The organism is Pacificoceanicola algae, assembly GCF_049341065.1.
Lineage (GTDB): Bacteria > Pseudomonadota > Alphaproteobacteria > Rhodobacterales > Rhodobacteraceae > Pacificoceanicola.
In genome coordinates this window covers 24,667-46,965 of record NZ_JBMPIX010000023.1, presented here as the reverse complement: position 1 = coordinate 46,965, position 22,299 = coordinate 24,667, and the positions used below count along the sequence as shown (strand labels likewise).

General features: G+C 61.4%; 22 protein-coding genes. 12 read left to right on the top strand and 10 right to left on the bottom strand.

What is annotated here, in order from left to right; all coding sequences use genetic code 11:
• Positions 1-17 precede the first annotated feature (17 nt).
• Positions 18-1,283, top strand: a complete 1,266-nt coding sequence (locus ACOYQJ_RS21730; protein WP_422908066.1) for a glutamate-5-semialdehyde dehydrogenase — start codon at positions 18-20, stop codon at positions 1,281-1,283.
• Positions 1,284-1,355: 72 nt separating this feature from the next.
• Here the strand turns inward: ACOYQJ_RS21730 and ACOYQJ_RS21725 are convergent, their stop codons facing one another.
• Positions 1,356-1,961, bottom strand: a complete 606-nt coding sequence (locus ACOYQJ_RS21725; protein WP_422908065.1) for a histidine phosphotransferase family protein — start codon at positions 1,959-1,961, stop codon at positions 1,356-1,358.
• 27 nt (positions 1,962-1,988) lie between these two features.
• On the opposite strand from ACOYQJ_RS21725, the gene ACOYQJ_RS21720 reads away from it, so the two are divergent.
• The 3 genes from ACOYQJ_RS21720 to olsA all read left to right on the top strand — a co-directional run bounded on the left by ACOYQJ_RS21720 (position 1,989) and on the right by olsA (position 3,892).
• The gene (locus ACOYQJ_RS21720) at positions 1,989-2,174 is read left to right on the top strand and encodes a DUF3553 domain-containing protein (protein ID WP_422908064.1); all 186 of its coding nucleotides are present in this window, start codon (positions 1,989-1,991) and stop codon (positions 2,172-2,174) included.
• Positions 2,175-2,306: 132 nt separating this feature from the next.
• Positions 2,307-3,071: an L-ornithine N(alpha)-acyltransferase gene (gene olsB / locus ACOYQJ_RS21715; protein WP_422908063.1), complete on the top strand. Its 765-nt coding sequence runs from the start codon at positions 2,307-2,309 to the stop codon at positions 3,069-3,071.
• Positions 3,068-3,892, top strand: a complete 825-nt coding sequence (gene olsA, locus ACOYQJ_RS21710; RefSeq protein WP_422908062.1) for a lyso-ornithine lipid O-acyltransferase — start codon at positions 3,068-3,070, stop codon at positions 3,890-3,892. The genes olsB and olsA overlap by 4 nt, the downstream gene beginning before the upstream one ends.
• Here olsA and ACOYQJ_RS21705 read toward each other — a convergent pair.
• The gene (locus tag ACOYQJ_RS21705) at positions 3,889-4,506 is read right to left on the bottom strand and encodes a thiamine phosphate synthase (RefSeq protein WP_422908061.1); all 618 of its coding nucleotides are present in this window, start codon (positions 4,504-4,506) and stop codon (positions 3,889-3,891) included. The two genes, olsA and ACOYQJ_RS21705, sit on opposite strands and share 4 nt — an antisense overlap.
• A gap of 173 nt (positions 4,507-4,679) precedes the next feature.
• Between ACOYQJ_RS21705 and ACOYQJ_RS21700 the strand changes: the two genes are divergently transcribed.
• Positions 4,680-5,462, top strand: a complete 783-nt coding sequence (locus ACOYQJ_RS21700) for an RNA methyltransferase (protein ID WP_422908060.1) — start codon at positions 4,680-4,682, stop codon at positions 5,460-5,462.
• Positions 5,463-5,506: 44 nt separating this feature from the next.
• On the opposite strand, the gene ACOYQJ_RS21695 is transcribed toward ACOYQJ_RS21700, so the two are convergent.
• The gene (locus tag ACOYQJ_RS21695; RefSeq protein ID WP_422908059.1) at positions 5,507-5,827 is read right to left on the bottom strand and encodes an SH3 domain-containing protein; all 321 of its coding nucleotides are present in this window, start codon (positions 5,825-5,827) and stop codon (positions 5,507-5,509) included.
• Between the two features lie 208 nt (positions 5,828-6,035).
• Between ACOYQJ_RS21695 and ctaA the strand changes: the two genes are divergently transcribed.
• Both ctaA and ACOYQJ_RS21685 read left to right on the top strand, forming a co-directional pair.
• Complete coding sequence (gene ctaA / locus ACOYQJ_RS21690; protein ID WP_422908058.1) at positions 6,036-7,184, top strand: heme A synthase; 1,149 nt, start codon at positions 6,036-6,038, stop codon at positions 7,182-7,184.
• A gap of 3 nt (positions 7,185-7,187) precedes the next feature.
• Entirely contained in the window at positions 7,188-8,666 is a 1,479-nt protein-coding gene (locus ACOYQJ_RS21685) for a carboxypeptidase M32 (protein ID WP_422908057.1), read from the top strand.
• Positions 8,667-8,672: 6 nt separating this feature from the next.
• On the opposite strand, the gene ACOYQJ_RS21680 is transcribed toward ACOYQJ_RS21685, so the two are convergent.
• Both ACOYQJ_RS21680 and gyrA read right to left on the bottom strand, forming a co-directional pair.
• Positions 8,673-9,023 carry a DUF6614 family protein gene (locus ACOYQJ_RS21680; RefSeq protein ID WP_422908056.1) on the bottom strand — a complete coding sequence of 117 codons (351 nt, stop codon included), beginning with the start codon at positions 9,021-9,023 and terminating at the stop codon, positions 8,673-8,675.
• Between the two features lie 49 nt (positions 9,024-9,072).
• Positions 9,073-11,829 (bottom strand): DNA gyrase subunit A, encoded by a 2,757-nt coding sequence (gene gyrA / locus ACOYQJ_RS21675; RefSeq protein ID WP_422908055.1) that lies wholly within the window; start codon positions 11,827-11,829, stop codon positions 9,073-9,075.
• Positions 11,830-12,025: 196 nt separating this feature from the next.
• Here gyrA and ACOYQJ_RS21670 point away from each other — a divergent pair, with 196 nt between their 5' ends.
• A complete protein-coding gene (locus ACOYQJ_RS21670; RefSeq protein ID WP_422908054.1) occupies positions 12,026-12,295 on the top strand; it encodes an usg protein in 270 nt (89 codons plus the stop codon).
• A gap of 123 nt (positions 12,296-12,418) precedes the next feature.
• Here ACOYQJ_RS21670 and ACOYQJ_RS21665 read toward each other — a convergent pair whose 3' ends face one another.
• A complete protein-coding gene (locus ACOYQJ_RS21665) occupies positions 12,419-12,988 on the bottom strand; it encodes a lipid-binding SYLF domain-containing protein (protein ID WP_422908053.1) in 570 nt (189 codons plus the stop codon).
• A gap of 117 nt (positions 12,989-13,105) precedes the next feature.
• The gene (gene hemB, locus ACOYQJ_RS21660) at positions 13,106-14,104 is read right to left on the bottom strand and encodes a porphobilinogen synthase (RefSeq protein WP_422908052.1); all 999 of its coding nucleotides are present in this window, start codon (positions 14,102-14,104) and stop codon (positions 13,106-13,108) included.
• A 111-nt stretch (positions 14,105-14,215) separates the two neighbouring features.
• On the opposite strand from hemB, the gene ACOYQJ_RS21655 reads away from it, so the two are divergent.
• The 4 genes from ACOYQJ_RS21655 (at position 14,216) to ACOYQJ_RS21640 (ending at position 19,562) form a co-directional block, all read left to right on the top strand.
• Positions 14,216-14,743 (top strand): component of SufBCD complex, encoded by a 528-nt coding sequence (locus tag ACOYQJ_RS21655; protein WP_422908051.1) that lies wholly within the window; start codon positions 14,216-14,218, stop codon positions 14,741-14,743.
• 48 nt (positions 14,744-14,791) lie between these two features.
• Positions 14,792-18,262 (top strand): transcription-repair coupling factor, encoded by a 3,471-nt coding sequence (gene mfd / locus ACOYQJ_RS21650; protein ID WP_422908050.1) that lies wholly within the window; start codon positions 14,792-14,794, stop codon positions 18,260-18,262.
• Positions 18,263-18,309: 47 nt separating this feature from the next.
• Positions 18,310-18,588: an excalibur calcium-binding domain-containing protein gene (locus ACOYQJ_RS21645; RefSeq protein ID WP_422908049.1), complete on the top strand. Its 279-nt coding sequence runs from the start codon at positions 18,310-18,312 to the stop codon at positions 18,586-18,588.
• An 86-nt stretch (positions 18,589-18,674) separates the two neighbouring features.
• Complete coding sequence (locus tag ACOYQJ_RS21640) at positions 18,675-19,562, top strand: endonuclease/exonuclease/phosphatase family protein (protein ID WP_422908048.1); 888 nt, start codon at positions 18,675-18,677, stop codon at positions 19,560-19,562.
• A gap of 48 nt (positions 19,563-19,610) precedes the next feature.
• Here ACOYQJ_RS21640 and ACOYQJ_RS21635 read toward each other — a convergent pair whose 3' ends face one another.
• Genes ACOYQJ_RS21635 through ACOYQJ_RS21625 form a run of 3 tightly spaced genes read right to left on the bottom strand, consistent with a single transcriptional unit; the run spans position 19,611 to position 22,285 of the window.
• Positions 19,611-20,687, bottom strand: coding sequence for a methyltetrahydrofolate cobalamin methyltransferase (locus ACOYQJ_RS21635; RefSeq protein ID WP_422908047.1), 1,077 nt, complete (start codon positions 20,685-20,687; stop codon positions 19,611-19,613).
• Positions 20,684-21,346 (bottom strand): HAD family hydrolase, encoded by a 663-nt coding sequence (locus tag ACOYQJ_RS21630; RefSeq protein WP_422908046.1) that lies wholly within the window; start codon positions 21,344-21,346, stop codon positions 20,684-20,686. Before ACOYQJ_RS21630 ends, ACOYQJ_RS21635 begins: the two co-directional genes overlap by 4 nt.
• Before the next feature lie 12 nt (positions 21,347-21,358).
• Positions 21,359-22,285, bottom strand: coding sequence for a methylenetetrahydrofolate reductase (locus tag ACOYQJ_RS21625; RefSeq protein WP_422908045.1), 927 nt, complete (start codon positions 22,283-22,285; stop codon positions 21,359-21,361).
• Positions 22,286-22,299: the final 14 nt, after the last annotated feature.

Here is a 22,299-nt window from a genome sequence, read left to right as displayed (position 1 = left end):
AGCCAGACGGAGACACCATGAAGGATATCACTGACATCCCCGCCCTCATGTCCGAGATCGGTGCGCGCGCCAAAACCGCCGCGTCCGAGCTGGCTTTTGCCCCATCGGCCGCCAAGCAAAAGGCGCTTGAGGCCGCCGCCGATGCGGTCTGGGCTGCGCGGGCCGAGATTATCGCCGCCAATGCCAAGGATCTTGATTTTGGCCGGGAAAAGGGCCTGTCTGATGCGATGATGGACCGGCTGATGCTGGACGAGCCGCGCATTCAAGGCATTGTGGATGGCTTGCGCGCCGTTGCGGCGCAGGACGATCCGGTTGGTGCCGTGCTTGAGGAATGGGACCGCCCGACCGGTCTGCACATCAAACGGGTGCGCACACCTTTGGGCGTGGTCGGCGTGATCTATGAAAGCCGCCCCAACGTTACGGCGGATGCGGGCGCACTGTGCCTGAAGGCTGGGAATGCGGTGATCCTGCGTGGCGGCTCGGAAAGTTTCCACAGCTCCAGCGCCATCCACGCCTGTCTGGTGCAGGGGCTCAAGGCGGCCGGTCTGCCCGAAGACGCGATCCAGCTGGTCCCGACCCGCGACCGCGCCGCGGTCAGCGAAATGCTGACCATGACCAATTTTATCGATGTGATCGTGCCGCGCGGTGGCAAGGGCCTTGTCGGGCTTGTCCAGCGCGAGGCCCGCGTGCCGGTCTTTGCCCATCTCGAAGGCATCGTGCACATCTACATCGACAAGGACGCCGATCCGGTCAAGGCGCTGCGCGTGGTGATGAACGCCAAGACCCGCCGCACCGGAATCTGCGGCGCCGCTGAATGCCTGCTGATCCACCGCGATGTGCTGGATACCATCGGGCAGGGGCTGATCAAGGCGTTGCTCGAAGCCGGAGTCGAAGTGCGCGGCGACGAAACGCTTCTGGGCATTCAGGGGGTGACGGCGGCGCAGGACAGCGATTGGGGGTGTGAATATCTGGACATGATTATCGCCGCCCGCGTGGTCGAGGATCTCGAAGCCGCCATCGCTCATATCAACAAATACAGCTCCAGCCACACCGAATGCATCATCACCGAGGATGACGCCGCCGCCGATCGGTTCTTCCAACGGATCGATAGCGCCATCCTGATGCGGAATGCCTCAACCCAGTTTGCGGACGGCGGTGAATTCGGCATGGGCGCCGAGATTGGCATCGCCACCGGAAAGATGCACGCGCGCGGCCCGGTGGGTGCGGCGCAACTGACCAGCTTCAAGTATCTGGTGACCGGCGACGGCACCGTGCGCAGCTAAGCGAATGCACATCAAAAAAGGCGGCCTGATCCCACCGGATCTGCCGCCTTTTTTCATGCACTTGCATCACGCTCAGGGGATTTCGATCCGCAGGCTATCGCTGCCCTTGTGAACACGGATCTTGCGGCCGCGTTCATCTGCAACCAGCGCCAGCATCGCGAATTGGACTTTGTCGGCAGTGATCTCTTCCGGGCCAGGACCGCCTTCGAGATGGGCCCAGAGCGGTTGATTGATGTTCAGCCGCGGCCCTTTGGCGCCAATCGACCAGCCGGCCTCGCTTTTTTCGAAGCGGACCGAGCCGCCTTGCGGCAGGGCGGATTCGCAGCACAGATAGACCAGAAAGGCCAATTGAACATCGGTTCGCAGCATATCGAGTTCCGGGCGCCAATCTGCCTTGACCCGCGCGGATTTTGTCAGATCGCTCAGGACGGACACAACCTCGCGGCGGCCCATCATCTGCGCAGCGCCAGCACTGCCAAAGGCGACGCGGAAAAAGCGGATTCGCGCGGCGGCATTGGCACAACTGTCGCGGATCAGCTCCATCTCGGGCAAATCGCTGCTGATGCCGGACAGATCCAGCAGTTCCAACCCGTTCTGGATCGCCCCGACTGGGCTAATCAGGTCATGGCACAGGCGCGACCCTACCAAGGCGGCGAGAGTGGCACTATCTTTAGGCATTGTAAGCTCCGGCAAAAAGGACAGCCAATGGACGATTTGAACGCGTTTCTCGAACCTGGAATGCTGGTCGCGCATCCTGACAGGCCCGACTGGGGTGTTGGTCAGGTACAGTCCAACATCGGGAGCCGTATCACAGTGAATTTCCGCGAAGAAGGCAAAGTCGTCATCGATGGTCGGCGTGTGGGTTTGGTTCCAGTCTACGAGCAGGAATAAAATACGCAAGTTTAAGAAAAGTTAATTCAAATATTCAAGTGTTCGAAGGTTTGGCGAGTCGTAAAACGCGGCGGCATTGCGGTTTTTCTGTTGTCTGAATAGAAGCGGATCAGGACAGGGCAGGGATCATCCATGACGGCAGCACCCCAGCAGGCCTTTTCGGTAAGGCTTGCCCGGACACAAGACGACGTCCTTGCAGCGCAGCGTCTGCGCTATGAGGTGTTCGTCAGGGAACTTGGCGGCGACGGGGCGCTTGTCGATCACAAGGCCGGATTGGAGCGCGATCGCTTTGATCCCTATTTCGACCATCTTCTGGTGACGGATGTGGCGCGGGGCGATGTGGTTGTCGGAGTCTACCGACTGCTGCGCGACGATCAGGCCCGCGAGGCCGGGCAGTTCTATTCCGAAGACGAATACGACCTGACACCACTGCGGGCGAGCGGGCGCAGGCTGCTCGAATTGGGGCGGTCCTGTCTGCACCCTGAGTATCGCGGCGGCCCGGCGATGTTCCATCTTTGGCAGGGGCTGGCGGACTATGTGCTGGCCCATAAGATCGAAATTCTTTTTGGTGTGGCAAGCTTTCATGGCACCGATCCGCAGGCGCTGGCGCAGCCCCTGTCGTTGCTTCACCATCGCCATCTGGCGCCACCGGAACTGCGGGTGCGGGCGCGCAACTTCCAAAGCATGGACCTGATCCCCGAGAACCAGCTGGACCGCCGCGCGGCCATGCTTGAGGTGCCCGCGCTGATCAAGGCCTACCTGCGTCTGGGGGGCTGCGTTGGCGAAGGTGCCTTCGTCGATCACAGCTTCAACACCACGGACATCTGTCTTGTGATGGACACCGCGCGGATGAATGCCCGGCAAAAGGGGCTGTATGTGAAAGGGCCGGAGGCATGAGCCCCTGGGAGGAACCCGCGCGGCCGCCGTTCCCGCGCTTTGGCCTTCTGGGCTGGGCGCTGGTGGGGCTGCGCGGCATCACTATGGGCACGGTCGTCTTTGGCGGTCTGGCACTGCTTTTGCTGGTGCGGCTGGTGGAACGTCCGCTGTTTGGCATGGATCGCCCGGTCACGCCCTGGATAACCCAAGGCGTCTGCCGCGCTGCTCTGGCCATTCTCGGGCTGCGGGTTGCCGCGCGCGGCGCCGCCCTGACCGGGCGCGGCGCTGTGGTGGCCAATCATTCGTCGTGGCTGGATATCTTTGTGCTGAACAGCCGCAAGAACATCTATTTTGTCTCCAAGGCCGAGGTCGCAGGCTGGCCCGGGATCGGCTGGCTGGCGCGCGCCACGGGCACCGTCTTTATCAAGCGCGACCGCCGCGAGGCCAAGGCGCAGACGCTGTTGTTCGAAGAGCGTTTGATGCATGGACACAGGCTTTTGTTTTTCCCAGAGGGCACCTCGACCGATGGCCGCCGGGTTTTGCCGTTCAAGACAACGCTGTTTGCGGCCTTTTTTTCCGAACGGCTCGAACATGCCATGCAGATGCAGGCGCTGAGCGTGATCTATCACGCGCCAAAGGGCGCCCCCCCCGAGTTTTATGGCTGGTGGGGCGATATGGATTTCGGATCATCGCTGCTGCGCATGCTGGGCACCTGGCGGCACGGGCGCGTTGATCTGATCTATCATCCGCCTGTGCGGGTCGATGATTTCCCAAACCGCAAATCGCTTGCCGTGCATCTGGAAGAGCAGGTCCGCGCCGGGCATTCGTCGGCCTTGATCTAAAGCATGGCCTGCCGGAGGCCGCGCAGGGCTGCCAAAGCATCGTCCTGCGACCAGATCTCTTCTCCGATGGCAAAGAAATCGGTGATTGGGGCGAGGTCGCGGATGCGTTCGGGGGTCAAGCCGCCTTCGGCGACGACCGGCACTTCGATCATTTCGGACCACCAGGAAAACAGCTCGTCCCCGGCGGTTTCGCCATCCCCCAGGGCGCCTGTGATTGGCCCGAAGGCGACATAGTCGGCGCCCGCTTCGCCCGCGTTCATGCCGTCGTGGCGTGATTGGCCGCAATAGCAGCCGACAATCGCATCGGGGCCAAGCTCCTTGCGCGCGGCGCGCACCGAGCGGGCCCCATCGGTCAGGTGAACCCCGTCCAGACCAAGCCGCTGCGAGAGCACCACATGGGTGTCGATCACCAGAGCCACGTCAAAGCGATGCGCCACCTCGCGCACCGCATCGGCGGCGCGCATCAGACGGTCTTCGTCGCGGGTGGCAAGGGACAGGCGCAGACAGGCGATCTCTTCGGCCTCCAGGACCTGCGCAAGACGGGTGGGGAAGGTGCCCAGATCGAATTCGGGCGGGGTGACCAGATAGATCTGTGGGGCGTCCTGCTCGCTCATGGTGGGCTCCTTAATGGCTTGGTGCGTTGTCTTATCGTGGGATTTGGCCTTTGACCATGGGGATTTGCGTGTAGGGCGGGTCGAAGAATGGGTATTTGGCACAAGATGAAGATTGGGCCGGGTTGCGATTTTCGGAGCGGACCGTTAGGGGGAGACGGTTTCAGGAGATTGCCATGCCGACCGACATGCCACAGCCGAGTTTTGTACTGGTACGTCCACAGATGGGCGAAAACATCGGCGCGGCGGCGCGGGCGATGTGGAACTTCGGCCTTGATCGGATGCGTCTTGTGGCGCCGCGCGACGGCTGGCCCAACCCCAATGCGGTGGCGATGGCCAGCGGCGCGGGGCGGCTGTTGGACGAGGCATTGTTATGTGACGATATTGCCGGGGCAGTGTCCGATTGCACCTATGTCATGGCCACAACCGCCCGTCCGCGCGATCTGACCAAGACGGTTTTCGCCCCCGAGGCCGCCATGGCCGAAGCGCATCGGCGTATTGCACAGGGGCAAAAGGTGGCGGTGCTGTTCGGGCCGGAACGCGCTGGCATGGAAAACGACGATATTGCGCAGGCCAATGCGATCATCTCGGTACCGGTGAACCCTGTTTTTGCCTCGTTGAATCTGGCGCAATGCGTGTTGCTGTGCGCCTATGAATGGCAACGCGCCAGCGGTGAAACTCTGGCCGTCCGCGAGGAACTGGCCGGAACCGACTGGGCCGAAGGGCAGGAGGTCGATCATCTGGCGCGCCACTATGAAGAGCGGCTGGACGAGGCGGGCTTTTTCTTTCCCGAACACAAGGCCGGCAGCATGAAGGTCAACCTGCGCAACATGTGGAGCCGTATGCCCCTGACCCGCGCTGACGTGCAGATGATGCACGGCATTCTTCGGCAAATGGTGCGCTGGAAGGAAAAATCAGACGGCAAAGCTCCGGCCAATAAAAAGTCGGACCGAGCGTAAGGCCCAGTCCGACAGTCGGCTGATCGGTCAGGGAGGTGTCCCGATCAGTAATTGTTGTAGCCGTTGTTGTGCTTTTTCGGCGCGGGCTTGTAATAGCCGGTGTTGCAGGCGTGGTTCTGCAGATACTTGGCGGAAACCCAGTAATAATAGTTGTTGAAGGCGACCTTGGCCCAGCCGTGATGATAGCCGACCACATGCACTTTGGTGCAGGGGTTGAACGAGCCGACTACGTGGTAATTGGTGCCGGGGCCGGAACGGGCGTTCAGCGTGATGCCTTTGTCGACCCAATAGGTCGTGGCGGAGGCGGCACCCGCGGCGAGGGTTGCGGAAACGGCGATAACGGCGGCGGTCAGAAAGTTTTTCATGGGGTAATGTCCTAAGGTTGAACGTGGTCGTTGAATGCTGATGTCGTCTCGGTTTGATGTACCCAAGCTACATCTTCGGCCACTTTCCCATAAGTCAGGAATGCCTGACTGGGGTATTCCTGACCCGTCCCCCTGCGGCACGGCGTCTGGGGCGCTTGAAGCCCTGTCACCGCAGGACTAATGTTCGCGCCAGACTTGGAGGCAGGGAATGGCTGAAAAACGTAAGCTTTTCGAGGAAGTGGCAAGCGGCGCGCAGGTCGAGGCCAAGGCGCCCGCAGGCGGGATGATCGACGCTGGCAAACGCGGCGCGCGCGGTGGCATTCGACTTTGGCTGATGCTGATGTTCGCGCTGGTGGTGGTGATGATTGGCGTGGGCGGGCTGACCCGTCTGACCGACTCTGGCCTGTCTATCACCGAATGGAAGCCGGTCACCGGGGCGATGCCACCGATGGATGCCGCGACCTGGGATTCCGAATTCGAAAAGTACCGGCAAATCCCCGAGTATCAGCTTCAGAACAAAGGCATGACCCTGTCCGAGTTCAAATCCATCTATTGGTGGGAATGGGGGCATCGCCAACTGGGCCGGGTGATCGGCCTTGTCTGGGCCATCGGCTTTTTCGGCTTTCTGCTGGCGCGGCGCATTCCGACGGGCTGGACCGGGCGGTTGCTTGGGCTCGGGGCTTTGGGCGGACTTCAGGGCGCTGTCGGCTGGTGGATGGTCTCGTCCGGACTGGGCGGCGAGATGCTGGATGTCGCCTCGTATCGGCTTGCCACCCATCTTGGGTTGGCCTTTGTGATCCTTGGGTTCATCGCCTGGTATGTGTACTCATTGGGGCGCGAAGAACGCGACCTGATGCAGGCGCGCCGCGATGCCCAGCCCAAGCTGTTCTCGATTTCGACCGGGTTGATGCATTTCGCCTTTTTGCAGATCCTGCTGGGCGCGCTCGTGGCCGGGATCGACGCCGGGCGGACCTATAACGACTGGCCGCTGATGGCCGGGGCCTTCTTGCCGCCGTTCCCCTTTGAGCTTGAGCCGCTGTGGCGGAATTTCTTTGAAAACGCCGGGCTGGTTCAATTCATGCACCGCATGGCAGGCTATGGGCTTTTTGTCTTTGGCATCGTCGTTTGGCTGCGCGGTCGCCGGGCACCCAATGCCGACACAAGGTTCCGGTTTAATTCGGTATTTGCCATGTTGCTCGTCCAAGTTGCGTTGGGTATCGTCGCGGTTGTCTATGGGGCACCGCTACAGATCGCGATCTTGCATCAACTGGGCGCTGTCATCCTGTGGGCACTGATCCTGCGGGCGCGGTTCGCCGCCCGTTATCCGAAAAAGCAGTCCATTCGAGAGGGCGTATAAAAAATGCAGGCTTTTAAAGAGTTGATGTCCTTCCAACGGGAAACCGAAGCGCTGGCGCAAGTGGCCGGGCGGCTGAGCTGGGATCAGGAGACCATGATGCCGCGCGGCGCGGCCGAGCAACGCAGCGACGAACTTGCCGCGATGGAGGCCGTCTTGCACGCGCGCCGTGTTGCGCCGCAGATCGGCGACTGGCTTTCCAAGATCGATGCCGAAGCGCTGGACCCTGTCGGGCAGGCTCACCTCTACCATATCCGCCGCGCGCATGATCGGGCGACCAAGGTGCCCGCGCGGCTTGCCTCTGAACTGGCGCGGATGATCAGCCGCGCCCATGTGGTCTGGGCCGAAGCTCGGGCCGATGACGATTACGCCGCCTTCGCGCCAACCCTGGCCGAGGTCGTCGCCCTGCGGCGCGAAGAGGCGCAGGCGCTGGCCAATGGCGGTGACATCTATGACGCGCTGCTGGACGATTATGAACCGGGTGCCAAAGGCAGCGATCTGGAGGCGATGTTCGGGGCTTTGCGGCCGCGTCTGGTGGCGCTGCGCGAAGCTGTGCTGGCGAAACCGGCGCCCAAGGGTGTGACCGGCACCTTTGACGAACACGGCCAGATGAAACTGACGCGTCTTGTGGCCCGTAGTTTTGGATATGATTTCAAGCGGGGCAGGGTCGACAAGGCCGTACATCCCTTCAGCTCGGGCAGCGGCGATGATGTGCGCATCACCACCCGGACAAACGCCCTTGATCCCTTTGGCTGTGTTTATTCGACCATCCACGAGGTGGGTCATGCCAGCTATGAGCAGAACATCAACCCTGACTACCGCCTGACGCCTTTGGGGCGCGGTGTGTCGATGGGCGTTCACGAAAGCCAAAGCCGCATCTATGAAAACCAGTTGGGTCGTTCGCGCGCCTATACCGGATGGCTGTTTGGCCAGATGCGCGACACCTTCGGCGATTTTGGCATCGCCGATGAAGACACCTTTTACGCCACCGTGAACATGGTCAAGAACGGCTATATCCGCACCGAAGCCGATGAGGTCCAATACAACCTGCATGTGCTGCTGCGCTTTGATCTTGAGCGTGCGCTGATCAAGGGTGACCTGCCGATCGGCGATCTCGAAACCGCTTGGAACGACCGTTTCGAGGCCGACTTTGGCTATGCGGTCGACAGACCCTCGGACGGGGTCTTGCAGGATGTGCATTGGTCGGCAGGGCTGTTTGGCTATTTTCCGACCTATTCTTTGGGCAACGTCTATGCGGGCTGCCTGAACCAGTGCCTGCGCGAAGCGGTGCCGGATCTCGACGACCAACTGGCCCAGGGCGAAACCAGCGCGGCGACGTCATGGTTGAGGGATAATCTGCAACGGCACGGCAGCCTTTATGAGCCGCGTGAGGTCATCGCCCTTGCCTGCGGCGGCAAAGCCCCCAGCGAAGCGCCACTGCTGGATTATCTCGAAGAGAAGTTCCGCGCGCTTTATGACCTGTAACCGCGTTTAAAGCATCGCCATACGCTCGGCCCGCTCGGGATCGGGGAAGGGACGATACAGCCCAAATTCGGCGTGCATGATCTGATCGTGCACGGCGCGATACAGCTTGTCGATGTGTTCATCGTGCTGCCCCAGCATCCGAAAGGCCTGATCAAGCTGGGCCAGATCCTTGACCGCGATTTGCAGCAGGAAATCGCGGTGGCTGGAGGATGCAAGGTTGAGTTTGCGGCGATATAGCTGCCAGCTCAGGATGACCTCGCGCTCTTGCAGGTGGGTCATCCATTCGTCGAGCGCCTTGGCGAATTTCAGCGCCACGCCGTCGTTTCGCAGATCAATCGAACAGGTATAGAGGTTCATCGGAGTCTCCCTTCCCGCACGATTATGGGGAAGGGAGGTTAATTCCCGATTATTCCGCGCCGCCCTCGGGTGCCGCAGCTTCGCCGCCGTCTTCGTCCTCGTCGGTTTGCTCGGCAATCCAGGCGACCGAAACGACTTCTTCGTTCTTGCCGGTGTTGAAGACCTTCACACCGCCCGCGTTGCGCGACCGGAATGAAATGCCGTCCACAGGCACGCGGATCGATTGGCCGGTGGAGGTGGCCAGCATGATCTGGTCGTCCATTTCCACCGGGAAGCTGGCCACAATATCGCCGCCACGCATGGATTTTTCCCAAGCGGTGACGCCCATGCCGCCGCGCCCGCGCACCGGATAGTCGTGGCTGGACGACAGTTTGCCCAACCCCTTGGCGGTGATCGTCAGGATCAGGTTTTCGGCGGCCGACATTTCGGCATAGCGTTCCTGCGGCAGCGGCGTGTTGGCATCGCCTTCCTCGTCGCTGCTTTCTTCTTCGGTGACGCCCGCCATTAGACGGCGCATCTTGAGATAGCTGGCGCGCTCGTCGGATTCGGCGTCAAAGTGGCGGATGATCGACATCGACACGACCTCGTCATCGCCCATCAGGCGCACGCCGCGCACACCGGTCGAGTTGCGCGAGTTGAAGACCCGCACATCAGGCACCGGGAAACGGATCGCGCGGCCCGAGTTCGTCACCAGCATCACGTCATCATCTTCGGAACAGATGCGTGCGTTGATCAGGCGGGTGTTCTCATCCTCGCCCTCGAACTTCATGGCGATCTTGCCGTTGGACTTCACATTGGTGAAATCCGACAGCCGGTTGCGCCGGACACTGCCCTTGGACGTCGCAAAGACGATTTGCAGGTCATCCCAGTCTTTTTCGTCGCGGTCGACGGGCATGATCGCCGCCACAGACACGCCTGTCGGGATCGGCAGGATATTGACGATCGCCTTGCCCTTGGAGGTGCGCCCCCCCTGCGGCAGGCGCCACGTCTTGAGCTTGTAGGCCATGCCGTCGGTGGTGAAGAACAGAAGTTGCGTATGGGTATTGGCGACAAAGAGGTTTGTCACCACGTCGTCGTCTTTCATCGCACCGCCCGACAGCCCCTTGCCGCCGCGCTTTTGCGCGCGGAAATCAGCCAGCGCGGTGCGTTTGATCCAGCCGGACTGGGTAACGGTGACGACCATGTCTTCCTGTTCGATCAGGTCTTCGTCGTCCATGTCGCCGGACCAGTCGACAATCTCGGTGCGGCGCGGCACGGCGAAATCATCGCGGACCTGACGCATCTCGTTGCTGATGATCTCCATGATGCGCTCGCGGCTTGACAGGATATCAAGGTAGTCCTTGATCTTGGCGGCCAGCTCTTCCAGTTCATCGGTGACTTCCTTGACGCCCAATTGGGTCAGACGTTGCAGACGCAGTTCAAGGATCGCGCGGGCCTGGGCTTCGGACAGGTTATAAGTCCCATCCTCATTGGCCTTGTGGGTCGGATCGTCGATTAGCGCGATATAGGGTAGAATTTCTCCTGCCGGCCAGCGGCGAGTCATCAGTTTTTCTCTTGCCTCGGAGGCATCGGCGGAGGCCCGGATCGTGGCCACAACCTCGTCCACGTTGGACACAGCGACGGCGAGACCACACAGAATATGTGACCGCTCCCGAGCTTTACGCAGGAGATAAGCTGTTCGGCGCGCGATCACTTCTTCGCGGAAATCGATGAAGGCGGTGAGGAAGGTACGCAGGGTCAACTGCTCGGGCTTGCCGCCGTTCAGTGCCAACATGTTGCAGGCGAAAGAGGTCTGCATGGGCGTAAAGCGGAACAACTGGTTCAGCACCACCTCGGCGGTGGCGTCGCGCTTGAGTTCAACAACAACACGCACGCCATCGCGGTCGGATTCGTCCTGAACGTGGGCGATGCCTTCGATCTTCTTGTCGCGCGCGGCCTCGGCAATGCGCTCGATCATCGTGGCTTTGTTCACCTGATAGGGAATCTGTTCGATCACGATGGCGAAACGGTCTTTGCGGATTTCTTCGATCCGGGTCTTGGCGCGGATGATGACGCTGCCACGTCCCTCAATATAGGCTTTGCGCGCGCCCGAGCGGCCAAGGATGACGCCGCCGGTCGGGAAATCGGGGGCGGGGATGTATTGGATCAGATCCTCGGACGACAGGTCCGGGTTTTCCATCAACGCAAGCGTCGCGTCGATCACTTCGCCCAGGTTGTGGGGCGGGATACGTGTCGCCATGCCGACAGCGATGCCTTCGGCGCCATTGACCAGAACGTTGGGATAGCGCGCGGGCAGAACCGTCGGTTCCATCCGTTCGTTGGCATAGTTGGCGACGAAATCGACGGTGTCCTTGTCGATATCCTCAAGCAACGCCTCGGCCGACTTTTGAAGCCGGGATTCCGTGTAACGATAGGCGGCGGGTGGATCGCCATCCATCGAGCCAAAGTTGCCCTGACCGTCGATCAGCGGCAGCGACATGGAAAAGTCCTGCGCCATCCGCACCAGCGCGTCATAAACCGCGCTGTCGCCGTGTGGGTGATAGCGGCCCATGACGTCGCCAACCGCTGTCGCGCATTTGCGATAGGGCTTGGCGCGGGTCTGACCGTTCTCCCACAGCGTATAAAGAATGCGCCGGTGCACGGGTTTCAGGCCGTCGCGCAGATCGGGAATCGCGCGGCTCACGATCACGCTCATCGCGTAATCGAGATAGCTCGTCTTCATCTCGTTTTCGATCGAGATCGACGGCCCGCCGTGCGGAGCGCGTTTTTCTTCTTCGTTTTCAGGGGTTTCGGGCGTATCGCTCACGAGTGTAGCCTGTCCGTTGGTCTGCCATATCTTGTTGTCAGAGGTTATACCCTAGACAAGTTGTAGGGTGCAATGGCAGCGGGCGGTGCGATTTTGGCAGCCGACAAGGAGGCCTGCTAACATGCTGTTTTTATTGAAAAGTAAAGATTTGGCGCGCAGAATTCTTTTCTCAGGCAAAAATCATTGAGGTGTCGCAATGCCGACCAGCGAAACGGAACTGATGTTGAAAGGCTATGGGCTGACCACGGCCGAATTCTTTTACCACATGCCGGACTATGCCCACGTGCTGAACACGTTCATCTGGCAGGACTACGATCTTGCGCCGGATCACCCGCGGCTGTTCAAATTCATCGAGTTTTGGCAGGACGAGATTGAGGGGCCGCTGCATTCGATCCGGTTCACGCATCGCAAGATGATCTCACCGGGGGAATGGCGCAATGTGGTGGGGGAATTCCACTATCATTGAATGCCCGCGCTCCGGAAGGGCGCGCGCGGGCTATGTCCGTGAAGGCAATTGAGCTGGACGGGGGTCTTTTCGTTCCGAAAAGCCCCCTTTATCGACCGTAACGCTCACGCTGGAATGGGCGTATCAAGGGATGATGCGGGTGTACTTCACGCCTTCCAGCGTCGCGCCAATCCGCAGGCCCGCCTGTCCGAAGATCACCGCGATGACCGGGGCCAGCGAGGTTGTCGTCTCGGCGGCAAGCGTCTCGCCGCGCTCGGGGATCGCATACTCGATGTTGGCCCCAGCCGCATAGCCGGGCGAACGACGGAAGGTCTGCAGCGCCTCTTCGGTCATGAAGAACAGCACATGGGCGTATTGCTGGGCGCCGATCTGAAGCCCGCCCGAGGCCTTGGTGACCGAGTAATAATCCACAGTCGCGCCGCCGACACGCAGGGCACCGCGGCCATAACCGCCGCCGAAGCCAAGGCCAGCTTCGGTGACAAGCGGCATCACCAGAATGCCCGCCGCCTTGGACGCAAGGCCCTGTGTCGCCGGATAATCGGAATACATCTGGCTCAGCGTCGCATCGACGCGTGCGTCGATGGTGGCCGGGCCGCGGCCGCCAATGCCATTGCCGCAGGCGGCGAGAAACGGAACGGCGCAAAGGCCAAGGGCCAGGTTGCGCCGGGAAAGGGTGCGTCGTGTAAATGTCATCTGTCTGCTCATTCTTTTGCCAAAGCCTCGGGTCCGGATTATGTTCCGGTTAATTCACGTTATACGCATGGCGGAGGCTCTTGTCACCATATCATGTGGTCGCTCGGCGGAGCGCCGCTATCCTTGCAGGATGCGTGCGGCGGCGGGGGCGAAATAGGTCAGCACGCCATCGCAGCCCGCGCGCTTGAAGGACATCAGGCTTTCCATCATGACCTTGTCGCCATCGACCCAGCCGCGCTCGCCGGCGCCGGCGAGCATCGCGTATTCGCCGGAAACCTGATAGGCAAAGGTCGGCGCGCCGAACATGTCCTTGGCGCGGCGGCAGATATCCAAATAGGGCATGCCCGGTTTGACCATGACCATATCGGCCCCTTCCGACAGATCCCGGTGGATCAGCCGCATGGCTTCGTCCGAATTTCCCGGATCCTGCTGATAGGTTTTCTTGTCGCCTTTGAGCGCGCCGGACGCGCCCACCGCGTCGCGAAACGGGCCATAGAAGGCGCTGGCAAACTTGGCCGCATAGGAAAGCAGCAGCACGTTTTGATGGCCGGCCTCCTCCAGTGCGCTGCGCAGTGCGCCAATGCGCCCGTCCATCATGTCCGAAGGGCCGATGATGTCGGCCCCCGCATCGGCCTGAGACAGTGCCTGTTTGACCAGCGCTTCGACGGTGCGGTCATTGACGATCTCGCCATCTTCGACAAAGCCGTCGTGGCCGTTGATGTTGTAAGGATCAAGCGCCACGTCTGTCATCACCGCCATGTCGGGCACCGCTTCCTTGATCGCGCGTGTGGCGCGGTTGGACAGGTTCTGCGGGTTCCACGCCTCGGCGCAATCTTCGGTTTTCAGCGCGGGATCGGTGTAGGGAAACAGGCAGATCGCCGGGATGCCAAGGGCATGGGCTTCGATTGCCGCTTCGACCACCTTGTCCACCGACAGCCGGTTCACTCCGGGCATGGATCCGATGGGCTCGACAATGCCGGTCCCATCGCGGACAAAAACGGGCCAGATGAAATCGGCGGGCGACAGAGTGGTCTCTTGCACAAGGGCGCGGATCGCCGGGGTCCGGCGCAGACGGCGCAAACGTGTGGCAGGGAAAGCGGCAATTGTCGGTTTCATGGGGCTTGGTCCTTGTAAACGCACCCTTTGGGTGGCATGGAATGGCCGGTCTCACAAGAGCCGCGCAGCAATTTTGCGCCGCGCGGTTCTCGCAGGAAGAAAGACGGGCGCTTGGACTGGTACAAAACCGTATTTGAAGTGATCGACATGCGGTCGTTCTCGAACCTGTGGTTCTGGATCGTGTTGGCGGTGGTCTGGTCCTCTGCAAGCCATTGGGTGCTGGGGGTGCCTTTTGACATGGTGGCGCGGGCGCGGCGCAATGGCGGGCAGGCGGAAACCGATCTTGAGGATCTGGTGCGGATCAACACCAACCGCCTGATTTTCATCGCGGAAGAGGCCGGGCTTTGGCTGACGGCGCTTGGGTCAGCTTGTTTGACGGGGCTGGCCATTCTGGGCTTTTATTACGACGTGGAAATGGCGCAGGCGCTGTTTCTACTGGGCTTTCCTTTGACGCTGGTGGGTTTGCTGAGCATCGCGTCCTCGCGGCGCATTCAGAGCGGCGAAGGGCAGGGCGAGGCGCTCTGGCGCCGGTTGCGGATTCACCGGACATTGGTGCAATTCATCGGCATGGCTTCGATCTTTTGCACGGCGCTTTGGGGCATGTACCAGAACCTCTCGGCGCATGTTTTGGGCGGTTAGGCGCAGCCCGCCATTGACGCCGCGAGGCGCTCGGGCCATTTGACCGACATGGCAAAAAACAGCATCACCATCGGCGGCGCCCCTGAAGGGTTTGACGCCACTCTGCTTCTCAAGGAAATGGCGCGGGCCGATGGGCCGGTGATCCATGTAGCGCGCGACGACAAGCGTCTGGCGTCCATGCGCGACGCCTTGGCGTTCTTTGCGCCTGATGTGCCGGTGATGTCTTTCCCGGCCTGGGATTGTCTGCCTTACGACCGGGTGTCGCCGAACGCCGATATTTCCGCCGCGCGCATGGCGACGCTGGCCGGTCTGGTGCACGGAATGCCGGGGCAATACATCCTGCTGACAACGCTCTCTGCGGCCACGCAGCGATTGCCCGCACGGTCAATATTGAAAGAGGCGGCCTTTGCCGCCCGCGTCGGCGATCGCGTCGACGAAGAGGCGTTGCGCAACTTTCTGGTGCGGATGGGATTTTCTCAGGCGCCCACGGTGACCGAGCCGGGGGACTACGCCATTCGCGGCGGTATCATCGACATCTTCCCACCGGGCAGCGGCGGGCCGGTGCGGCTTGATTTCTTTGGCGACGTTCTGGATGGCGCGCGGCGCTTTGATCCGGTGTCCCAGCGCACCACCGAAAAGCTTGATCTGGTCGAACTCGCCCCGGTCTCCGAGGTTATTCTGGACGAGGCCGGTATCACCCGGTTCCGGCAGAACTATCGGATCGAGTTTGGCGCAGCGGGCACCGACGATCCGCTGTACGAGGCGGTGAGCGCGGGCCGCAAACATCAGGGCATCGAACATTGGCTGCCGTTCTTCCATGCGCGGCTTGAAACCCTGTTCGACTACCTCCCGAATGCACCTGTGGTGATGGATGATCAACTGACCGCCGCGCGCCTGTCGCGTTGGGACAGCATCGAGGATCAATACGAAACCCGCCGCTTGGCCATGGCGCAGAAAAAAACCATGGGCAGTTCGGTCTACAAGCCGATCCCGCCGGATCAGCTGTATCTGGACGATGAAGCATGGCTTGGGGCATTGGGCGATCGGCGGGCCGTGCAACTGCATCCCTTGCCGCAGGCCAGCGGGCCGGGTGTCGTGGACGCGGGCGGGCGCATCGGGCGGAACTTTGCGCCGGAACGGCAGCAGGAAAGTATTAGCCTTTTCGGAGCCTTGGCAGAGCATGTGAAGGCAAAGCTTCAGGACGGACCCGTGCTGATCGCCTCATATTCCGAAGGCGCGCGGGAACGTCTGACCGGCCTGATCGAAGACGAAGGGCTGGCCGAGGCGGTTCCAATCAGCAACGGCACCCGGCTTGGTAAACGCGGCCTGCATCTGGCGGTCTGGGCGCTTGAGGCGGGTTTTGAAGCGCCTTGGCAGCACGGCAAGATAACGGTGATCTCAGAGCAGGACGTTCTGGGCGATCGCCTGATCCGCCAACCGCGCAAGAAACGCCGGGCCGAGAATTTCCTGACCGAACACCAAAGCCTGACACCCGGCGATCTGGTGGTCCATGTCGATCACGGCATCGGGCGGTATCAGGGGCTTGAGGTGATCACGGCGGCGGGCGCGGCGCATGAATGCATCAGCCTCGAATACGCCGAAAACGCCAAGCTGTATTTGCCGGTCGAGAATATCGAACTGCTGTCCAAGTACGGCCACGAAGAGGGCCTGCTTGACCGTCTTGGCGGCGGCGCTTGGCAGGCCAAGAAGGCCAAGCTCAAGGAACGCATCCGCGAAATGGCGGATCGCCTGATCCGCATCGCTGCCGAACGCGCCCTGCGCAAAGCCCCCGTGATGGACCCGCCCCCGGGTGCCAACGAAAGCTTTGCCGCGCGCTTTCCCTATCAGGAAACCGACGACCAGCTTGGCGCGATCAATGACGTGATGCAGGACATGCACTCGGGGCAGCCAATGGATCGCCTGATCTGCGGCGACGTTGGCTTTGGCAAGACCGAGGTGGCGATGCGCGCGGCCTTTGTAGCCGCCATGTCGGGCGTTCAGGTGGCGGTGATCGCACCCACAACCCTGCTGGCGCGTCAGCATTACAGGTCATTTGCTGAACGATTTCGGGGATTTCCTCTACAGGTCGCGCCTTTGTCGCGCTTTGTCGGCACGAAACAGGCCGCTTTGACGCGCGAGGGGATTTCCCGTGGGACCGTCGATATCGCCGTGGGCACGCATGCTTTGCTGGCCAAGGGCATTCGGTTCAACAACCTTGGCCTGCTGATCATCGACGAGGAACAGCACTTTGGCGTGCAGCACAAAGAGCGCCTGAAACAGCTGCGCAGCGACATCCACGTGCTGACCCTGACCGCAACGCCGATCCCGCGCACCTTGCAACTGTCGCTGACCGGCGTGCGCGATCTGTCGATCATCGGCACGCCCCCGGTCGACCGTCTGGCGATCCGCACCTATGTGTCCGAATTCGATCCCGTGACGATCCGCGAGGCGCTGCTGCGCGAACATTATCGCGGCGGGCAGTCCTTCTATGTTGTGCCGCGCATCACTGATCTGCCCGAGATCGAAGCGTTCCTCAAGGAACAGGTTCCCGAGGTCAGCTATGTCATTGCCCATGGCCAGATGGCCGCGGGCGAGCTGGACGAGCGGATGAACGCCTTTTATGACGGCAAATACGACGTGCTTCTGGCGACAACCATTGTTGAATCCGGTCTGGATATCCCGACGGCGAACACCATGGTCGTGCACCGCGCGGATATGTTCGGCCTGAGCCAGCTGTACCAGATCCGGGGCCGGGTGGGGCGCTCCAAGACGCGGGCCTATGCCTATCTGACGACGAAACCGCGCGCCAAGTTGACAGCGACTGCCGAAAAGCGCCTGCGCGTGTTGGGCAGCCTTGATACGCTGGGGGCGGGGTTCAACCTTGCTTCTCAGGATCTGGACATTCGCGGGGCGGGCAACCTGCTGGGCGAAGAACAGTCCGGCCAGATGCGCGACGTCGGCTATGAGCTGTACCAGTCGATGCTGGAGGAGGCGATTGCCAAGATCCGCAGCGGCCAGATGGAAGGGCTGACCGAGGACGATGGGCAATGGGCGCCGCAGATCAATCTGGGTGTGCCGGTGCTGATCCCCGAGAGCTTTGTGCCCGACCTCGACGTGCGTCTGGGCCTGTATCGCCGCCTGTCCTCGCTGACCACCAAGGTGGAGCTTGAAGGGTTTGCCGCCGAGCTGATCGACCGTTTCGGCAAACTGCCGCGCGAGGTGAACACCCTGCTGCTGGTCGTGCGGATCAAGGCGATGTGCAAACGCGCCGGGATTGCCAAGCTGGATGGCGGACCCAAGGGGGCGACCGTTCAGTTCCACAACGACAAATTCGCGCGCCCCGAGGGACTTGTGGATTTCATCAAGGCTCAGAACGGTCTGGCCAAGATCAAGGACAACAAGATCGTTGTGCGCCGCGATTGGTCCACTGAAAAGGCCAGGATCCAAGGGGCCTTTGCCATCGCCCGTGATCTGGCCGAAGCGGCGGGAACGATCAAGCGGCGCAAGGAAGGCGCCTGAAACCGGGGCTTGTCTTGCTCCTGTAACCCGGCCTAAAGAGTTAACAATTGGTTAACAAATTTGGTCACATCATGCCCTTCAAGATTATCTTGGCGGCTCTTTTTGTAGCTCTGCCCGCTTGGGCAGAGCCTGCCGAGGAACGCAGCCCAACCGAGCGTTTGAACGCCTTTCGCACGACGCAGGCCTTTGATTGTCGGGATGTCAGTTGCAAACGGCTTAGCTCTTGCGCCGAGGCCTGCTACAAGCTGCTGCAATGCGGGCAGACCAAGCGTGACGGCGACCGCGATGGAATCCCTTGCGAAAATCTCTGCTCGCGCCGCTGCTGAGAAACAGCGACCGGGCGAATGGCCACGTTGCCTGTGCGGCTCGCCGACCGCATGATGCGGGCCGGATCTGAGCCTGAGGTCGAAACGTGCGGATTGCCAGCCTGAACATGCAGAATATGCGCCTCTTGTCCGATGGCGGGCCGCATCTTTTTGGCGCCCGTGATCGCGACGATACAGAAGACGCCGCGCTGGACGCAGAAGACCGTCGATTGACGGCCGAGTTGCTGGCGCGGACAGGTGCGGATGTTGTCGCGATGCAAGAGGTCTTTGACCAGAAAAGCCTTGATTTCTTTCACGACCGGCACTTGGTGCCGCTTGGCATGGAATACCCGTTTCGTTTGTGCCTGCCGGGCAATGACGGGCGCGGGCTGGATTTGGCGGTCATGGCACGCCGGCCTTGGGACAGCGCGCAAAGCCACGCCGGACTGTCACCGGAAGAACTGGGGCAAGAAGCTCCGGAAGGGATAGATCCTGCATTGCCGATCTTTCGGCGCGATTGCCTTGAGGTGCGCTTTGGTGACCTCAGCCTGTTTGTCGTGCATTTCAAAGCGCCTTACCCGGATGCCGCCAAGGCATGGGAAGTGCGCCGGCTTGAAGCGCAGGCGGTGGCGCACTTGGTGGGACAAGCAGGGCCGCTTTGGCTGGTGGCGGGCGATTTGAACGAACCGGACGGACAGGAGCGCGCGGTTGCCCCTCTTGAAGCGCTTGGGGTGAACCTGCTGGCGCGCTTGCCTGATGTCGAGCGCTGGACCTATTTCGATCCTCATGCGCGTCGCTATCACGGGCCAGACGGGTTGATCGCCTCGCCAGCCTTGGCCGCGCGCTATCCGGACGTGTTACCCGAGGTGCTGCGCTGCGGCCTTGGACGCGAAACGGCGCGCTATCATGGCCCACGACTGGCCGGAACGGGCTGGCACCGTCCACATGCCAGCGACCATGCTGCCGTCGTGGCGGAATTTCGGGATTTGTATTAAAAAAAAGAGCCGCTTGCGCGGCCCTTTTCATTTGGTCGTGGTCCGAGATCAGGCGCGCCCGCGACGTCCGCCGCGACGCCCGCCCGCACGCCCCGAGCCGCCTTCGCTCGGAGCTTTGTTGAACTTGATCCATTCGCCGCCTGACTCGTCGTTGTTGGTCAGGAAGTTGGCAGCGCGGATCGCCTCCATTTCCTTGCCGGGACGCGGTTTGGTGCTGCCCATGCCGAACAGGGTCACAAAGGTCTCATCGTCGATGTCTTCCGGCAGGATGATGCCAGCGGCTTCCACGGCGGCGCGCTTTTCGGCGATGGCCTTGGGGCCGATGGGCAGGGCAACCGGGTTCATGATCGCCGAGGTCATGCCAGCGCCCATTGCCATGGGCAGGAAGGCGTTGTTGATGCCGTGGCGGTTGGGAAGTCCGAACGAAATGTTAGAGGCGCCGCAGGTGGTGTTGACACCCAACTCCTCGCGCAGGCGGCGCACAAGGGTAAAGACCTGAAGGCCAGCGGTGCCCATGGCGCCGATCGGCATGACCAGTGGATCGACCACGATATCATGCGCCGGGATGCCGAAATCGGCCGCGCGCTGGACGATCTTCTTTGCGACGGCAAAGCGCACCTCGGGGTCTTCGGAAATGCCGGTGTCGTCGTTGGAGATCGCCACGACCGGGACGTTGTATTTTTTGACCAGCGGGAGGACGAGTTCAAGCCGTTCCTCTTCCCCGGTGACCGAGTTCAGAAGCGGGCGGCCTTTGGCGGCCTTCAGGCCATTCTCGAGGGCGCCCGGCACGGAAGAGTCGATGCACAGTGGGCTGTCGGTGACGGCCTGTACGCATTCGATCAACTGGGTCATCAGCGTCGGTTCGACAAAGTTGTTGTCGGCGTAACGCGGATCCTCGGCCATCTTGTTGGAAAACACCGCGCCCGAGTTGATGTCGAGCACCGTGGCGCCTGCGGCGACCTGCGCGATGGCATCAGCTTCGACCCGGCTGAAATCGCCGCGCTCCAGCTCTTCGTTCAGGATCTTGCGGCCCGTGGGGTTGATACGTTCGCCGATCACGCAGAACGGCTCGTCAAAGCCGATCACAGCGGTCTTGGTCTGCGACTCGATAACGGTGCGGGTCATGTCACTGTCTCTCCTGATTGGCGCGCCAAGATGGCCTTAAGCGCCGTGTCGTTGAAATCTTCCAAGGTTTCGTGGGCCCCTGCGGCCCGCAGGCTGGCGTCATCCGCAGCCGAGCGGATGCCCACCGTGTAAGCCCCCGAAGCGCGCGCGGCCTTCAGCCCCGATGGGCTGTCTTCGAAGGCGATGCAGGCCTCGGGCGACACGTCCAGCGCCCGCATGGCGGCAAGGTAGGGTTCCGGATCGGGTTTGCCGCGGGCGCATTCGTCGCCGATGATCAGCACTTCGAACTGGTCGCGCAGGCCGATTGCGGCGAGCATATATTCAGCGTTGATGCGCGGCGCGTTGGTCACGATCGCCACGCCCCAGCCATCAGCCTTGGCCTTTGCGATCACCCGATCCGCGCCCGGCATGCAGGGTTGCCCGCCCAATAGCCGTTCGCGAAAGCGGGATTCCTTCAGGTCGGACAGCGCCTGCGCATCCTCTCCGGGAAACAGCTTCGGAAAGCTGTCGAGGTTCAGATGCCCATGGATATGCTCCATGTAAAACGCCTCGTCGATGGACTTTCCGCGCTCTTCGAACATCTCTGAGAAGACCGCAAAATGCAGGGGGTCAGACTGGATCAGCGTGCCGTCCAGATCAAAAAGCAAAGCATGTTTCATGCGGGGCTTGTATCAGCCAGACTTGGCGGCGGGAACCGCAGAAGCGCCACCATTTTCGATTGCCCAGGTCGCGTTGCTCTTGATCCCGCCGAGGGGGAAGAAGTGCACCGTTTCAATGTTGAAATCCGGGTTGGCGGCCTTGTGTGCGGCCAGCTTTCCCAGAACCTCGTTCGGCTCGTAGGGCAGCAGTAGCTTGGTTACATCCATGGCGCGCTTTTGCAGAACCTTGAGCGAGGGGCCGACGCCGCAGGCGATGGCGAATTTGATCAGGGTTTGCAGCTTGGCCGGGCCGGCAATGCCGATGTGGATCGGCAGGGTGATGCCTTCGTCGCGCAGGCGGTTGGCCCAGGCGATGATCGGATCGGCGTCAAAGGCGAACTGGGTGGCCAGCGCCATTTTTGCGTCGGTGCGGCTTTGGAAATCCTGCTTCCAGCGCAGCGCTTCCATCACCAGCTTGTCGCCGCCATTGGCGTCGATGTCTCGGTTGCCTTCGGGGTGGCCAGCGACATGCAGGCGCTTAAAGCCTGCCTGATCGAAAAGGCCGGTTTCCATCAGCTGCATGGAGCTGTGGAAATCGCCATGTGGTTGCGCCACACCGCCCGCCAAAAGCAGGGCCTGCTCGACGCCGGCTTCGCCCTGGTAGCGGGCAATCCAGTCAGCCAGGGTCGCTTTGTCCTTGATGATACGCGCCGGGAAGTGCGGCATCACATTATAGCCGTCCGCCGAGAGGCGTTTGGCGGTGGCGACCATGTCCTCGATCGGGGTGCCTTCGATATGGGCGATGTAGACGCGGGTGCCTTCGGGCAGAAGCGCCCGGAAATCCTCGACCTTTTCGGCGGTGCGCGGCATCACCTCGATCGAGTAATCCTTGAGAAACGGTTCGAGATCGCCATTGCGAGGGCTGGCTTCTTCACGCTTGCGGAAGTTCAAAAGGGCCATGATCTTGTCCTTCA

Bases quoted from the DNA above. Each gene is read 5' to 3' on its own strand.
- ACOYQJ_RS21670 (WP_422908054.1), top strand. From the start codon at position 12,026: ATGCCGACCAGCGAAACGGAACTGATGTTGAAAGGCTATGGGCTGACC.
- ACOYQJ_RS21720 (WP_422908064.1), top strand. From the start codon at position 1,989: ATGGACGATTTGAACGCGTTTCTCGAACCTGGAATGCTGGTCGCGCAT.
- ACOYQJ_RS21725 (WP_422908065.1), bottom strand. From the start codon at position 1,961: ATGCCTAAAGATAGTGCCACTCTCGCCGCCTTGGTAGGGTCGCGCCTG.
- ACOYQJ_RS21625 (WP_422908045.1), bottom strand. From the start codon at position 22,285: ATGGCCCTTTTGAACTTCCGCAAGCGTGAAGAAGCCAGCCCTCGCAAT.
- mfd (WP_422908050.1), top strand. From the start codon at position 14,792: ATGGCAAAAAACAGCATCACCATCGGCGGCGCCCCTGAAGGGTTTGAC.
- ACOYQJ_RS21630 (WP_422908046.1), bottom strand. From the start codon at position 21,346: ATGAAACATGCTTTGCTTTTTGATCTGGACGGCACGCTGATCCAGTCT.
- olsB (WP_422908063.1), top strand. From the start codon at position 2,307: ATGACGGCAGCACCCCAGCAGGCCTTTTCGGTAAGGCTTGCCCGGACA.
- ACOYQJ_RS21700 (WP_422908060.1), top strand. From the start codon at position 4,680: ATGCCGACCGACATGCCACAGCCGAGTTTTGTACTGGTACGTCCACAG.
- ACOYQJ_RS21705 (WP_422908061.1), bottom strand. From the start codon at position 4,506: ATGAGCGAGCAGGACGCCCCACAGATCTATCTGGTCACCCCGCCCGAA.
- hemB (WP_422908052.1), bottom strand. From the start codon at position 14,104: ATGAAACCGACAATTGCCGCTTTCCCTGCCACACGTTTGCGCCGTCTG.
- olsA (WP_422908062.1), top strand. From the start codon at position 3,068: ATGAGCCCCTGGGAGGAACCCGCGCGGCCGCCGTTCCCGCGCTTTGGC.
- ACOYQJ_RS21695 (WP_422908059.1), bottom strand. From the start codon at position 5,827: ATGAAAAACTTTCTGACCGCCGCCGTTATCGCCGTTTCCGCAACCCTC.
- ctaA (WP_422908058.1), top strand. From the start codon at position 6,036: ATGGCTGAAAAACGTAAGCTTTTCGAGGAAGTGGCAAGCGGCGCGCAG.
- ACOYQJ_RS21635 (WP_422908047.1), bottom strand. From the start codon at position 20,687: ATGACCCGCACCGTTATCGAGTCGCAGACCAAGACCGCTGTGATCGGC.
- ACOYQJ_RS21680 (WP_422908056.1), bottom strand. From the start codon at position 9,023: ATGAACCTCTATACCTGTTCGATTGATCTGCGAAACGACGGCGTGGCG.
- ACOYQJ_RS21665 (WP_422908053.1), bottom strand. From the start codon at position 12,988: ATGACATTTACACGACGCACCCTTTCCCGGCGCAACCTGGCCCTTGGC.
- ACOYQJ_RS21730 (WP_422908066.1), top strand. From the start codon at position 18: ATGAAGGATATCACTGACATCCCCGCCCTCATGTCCGAGATCGGTGCG.
- ACOYQJ_RS21685 (WP_422908057.1), top strand. From the start codon at position 7,188: ATGCAGGCTTTTAAAGAGTTGATGTCCTTCCAACGGGAAACCGAAGCG.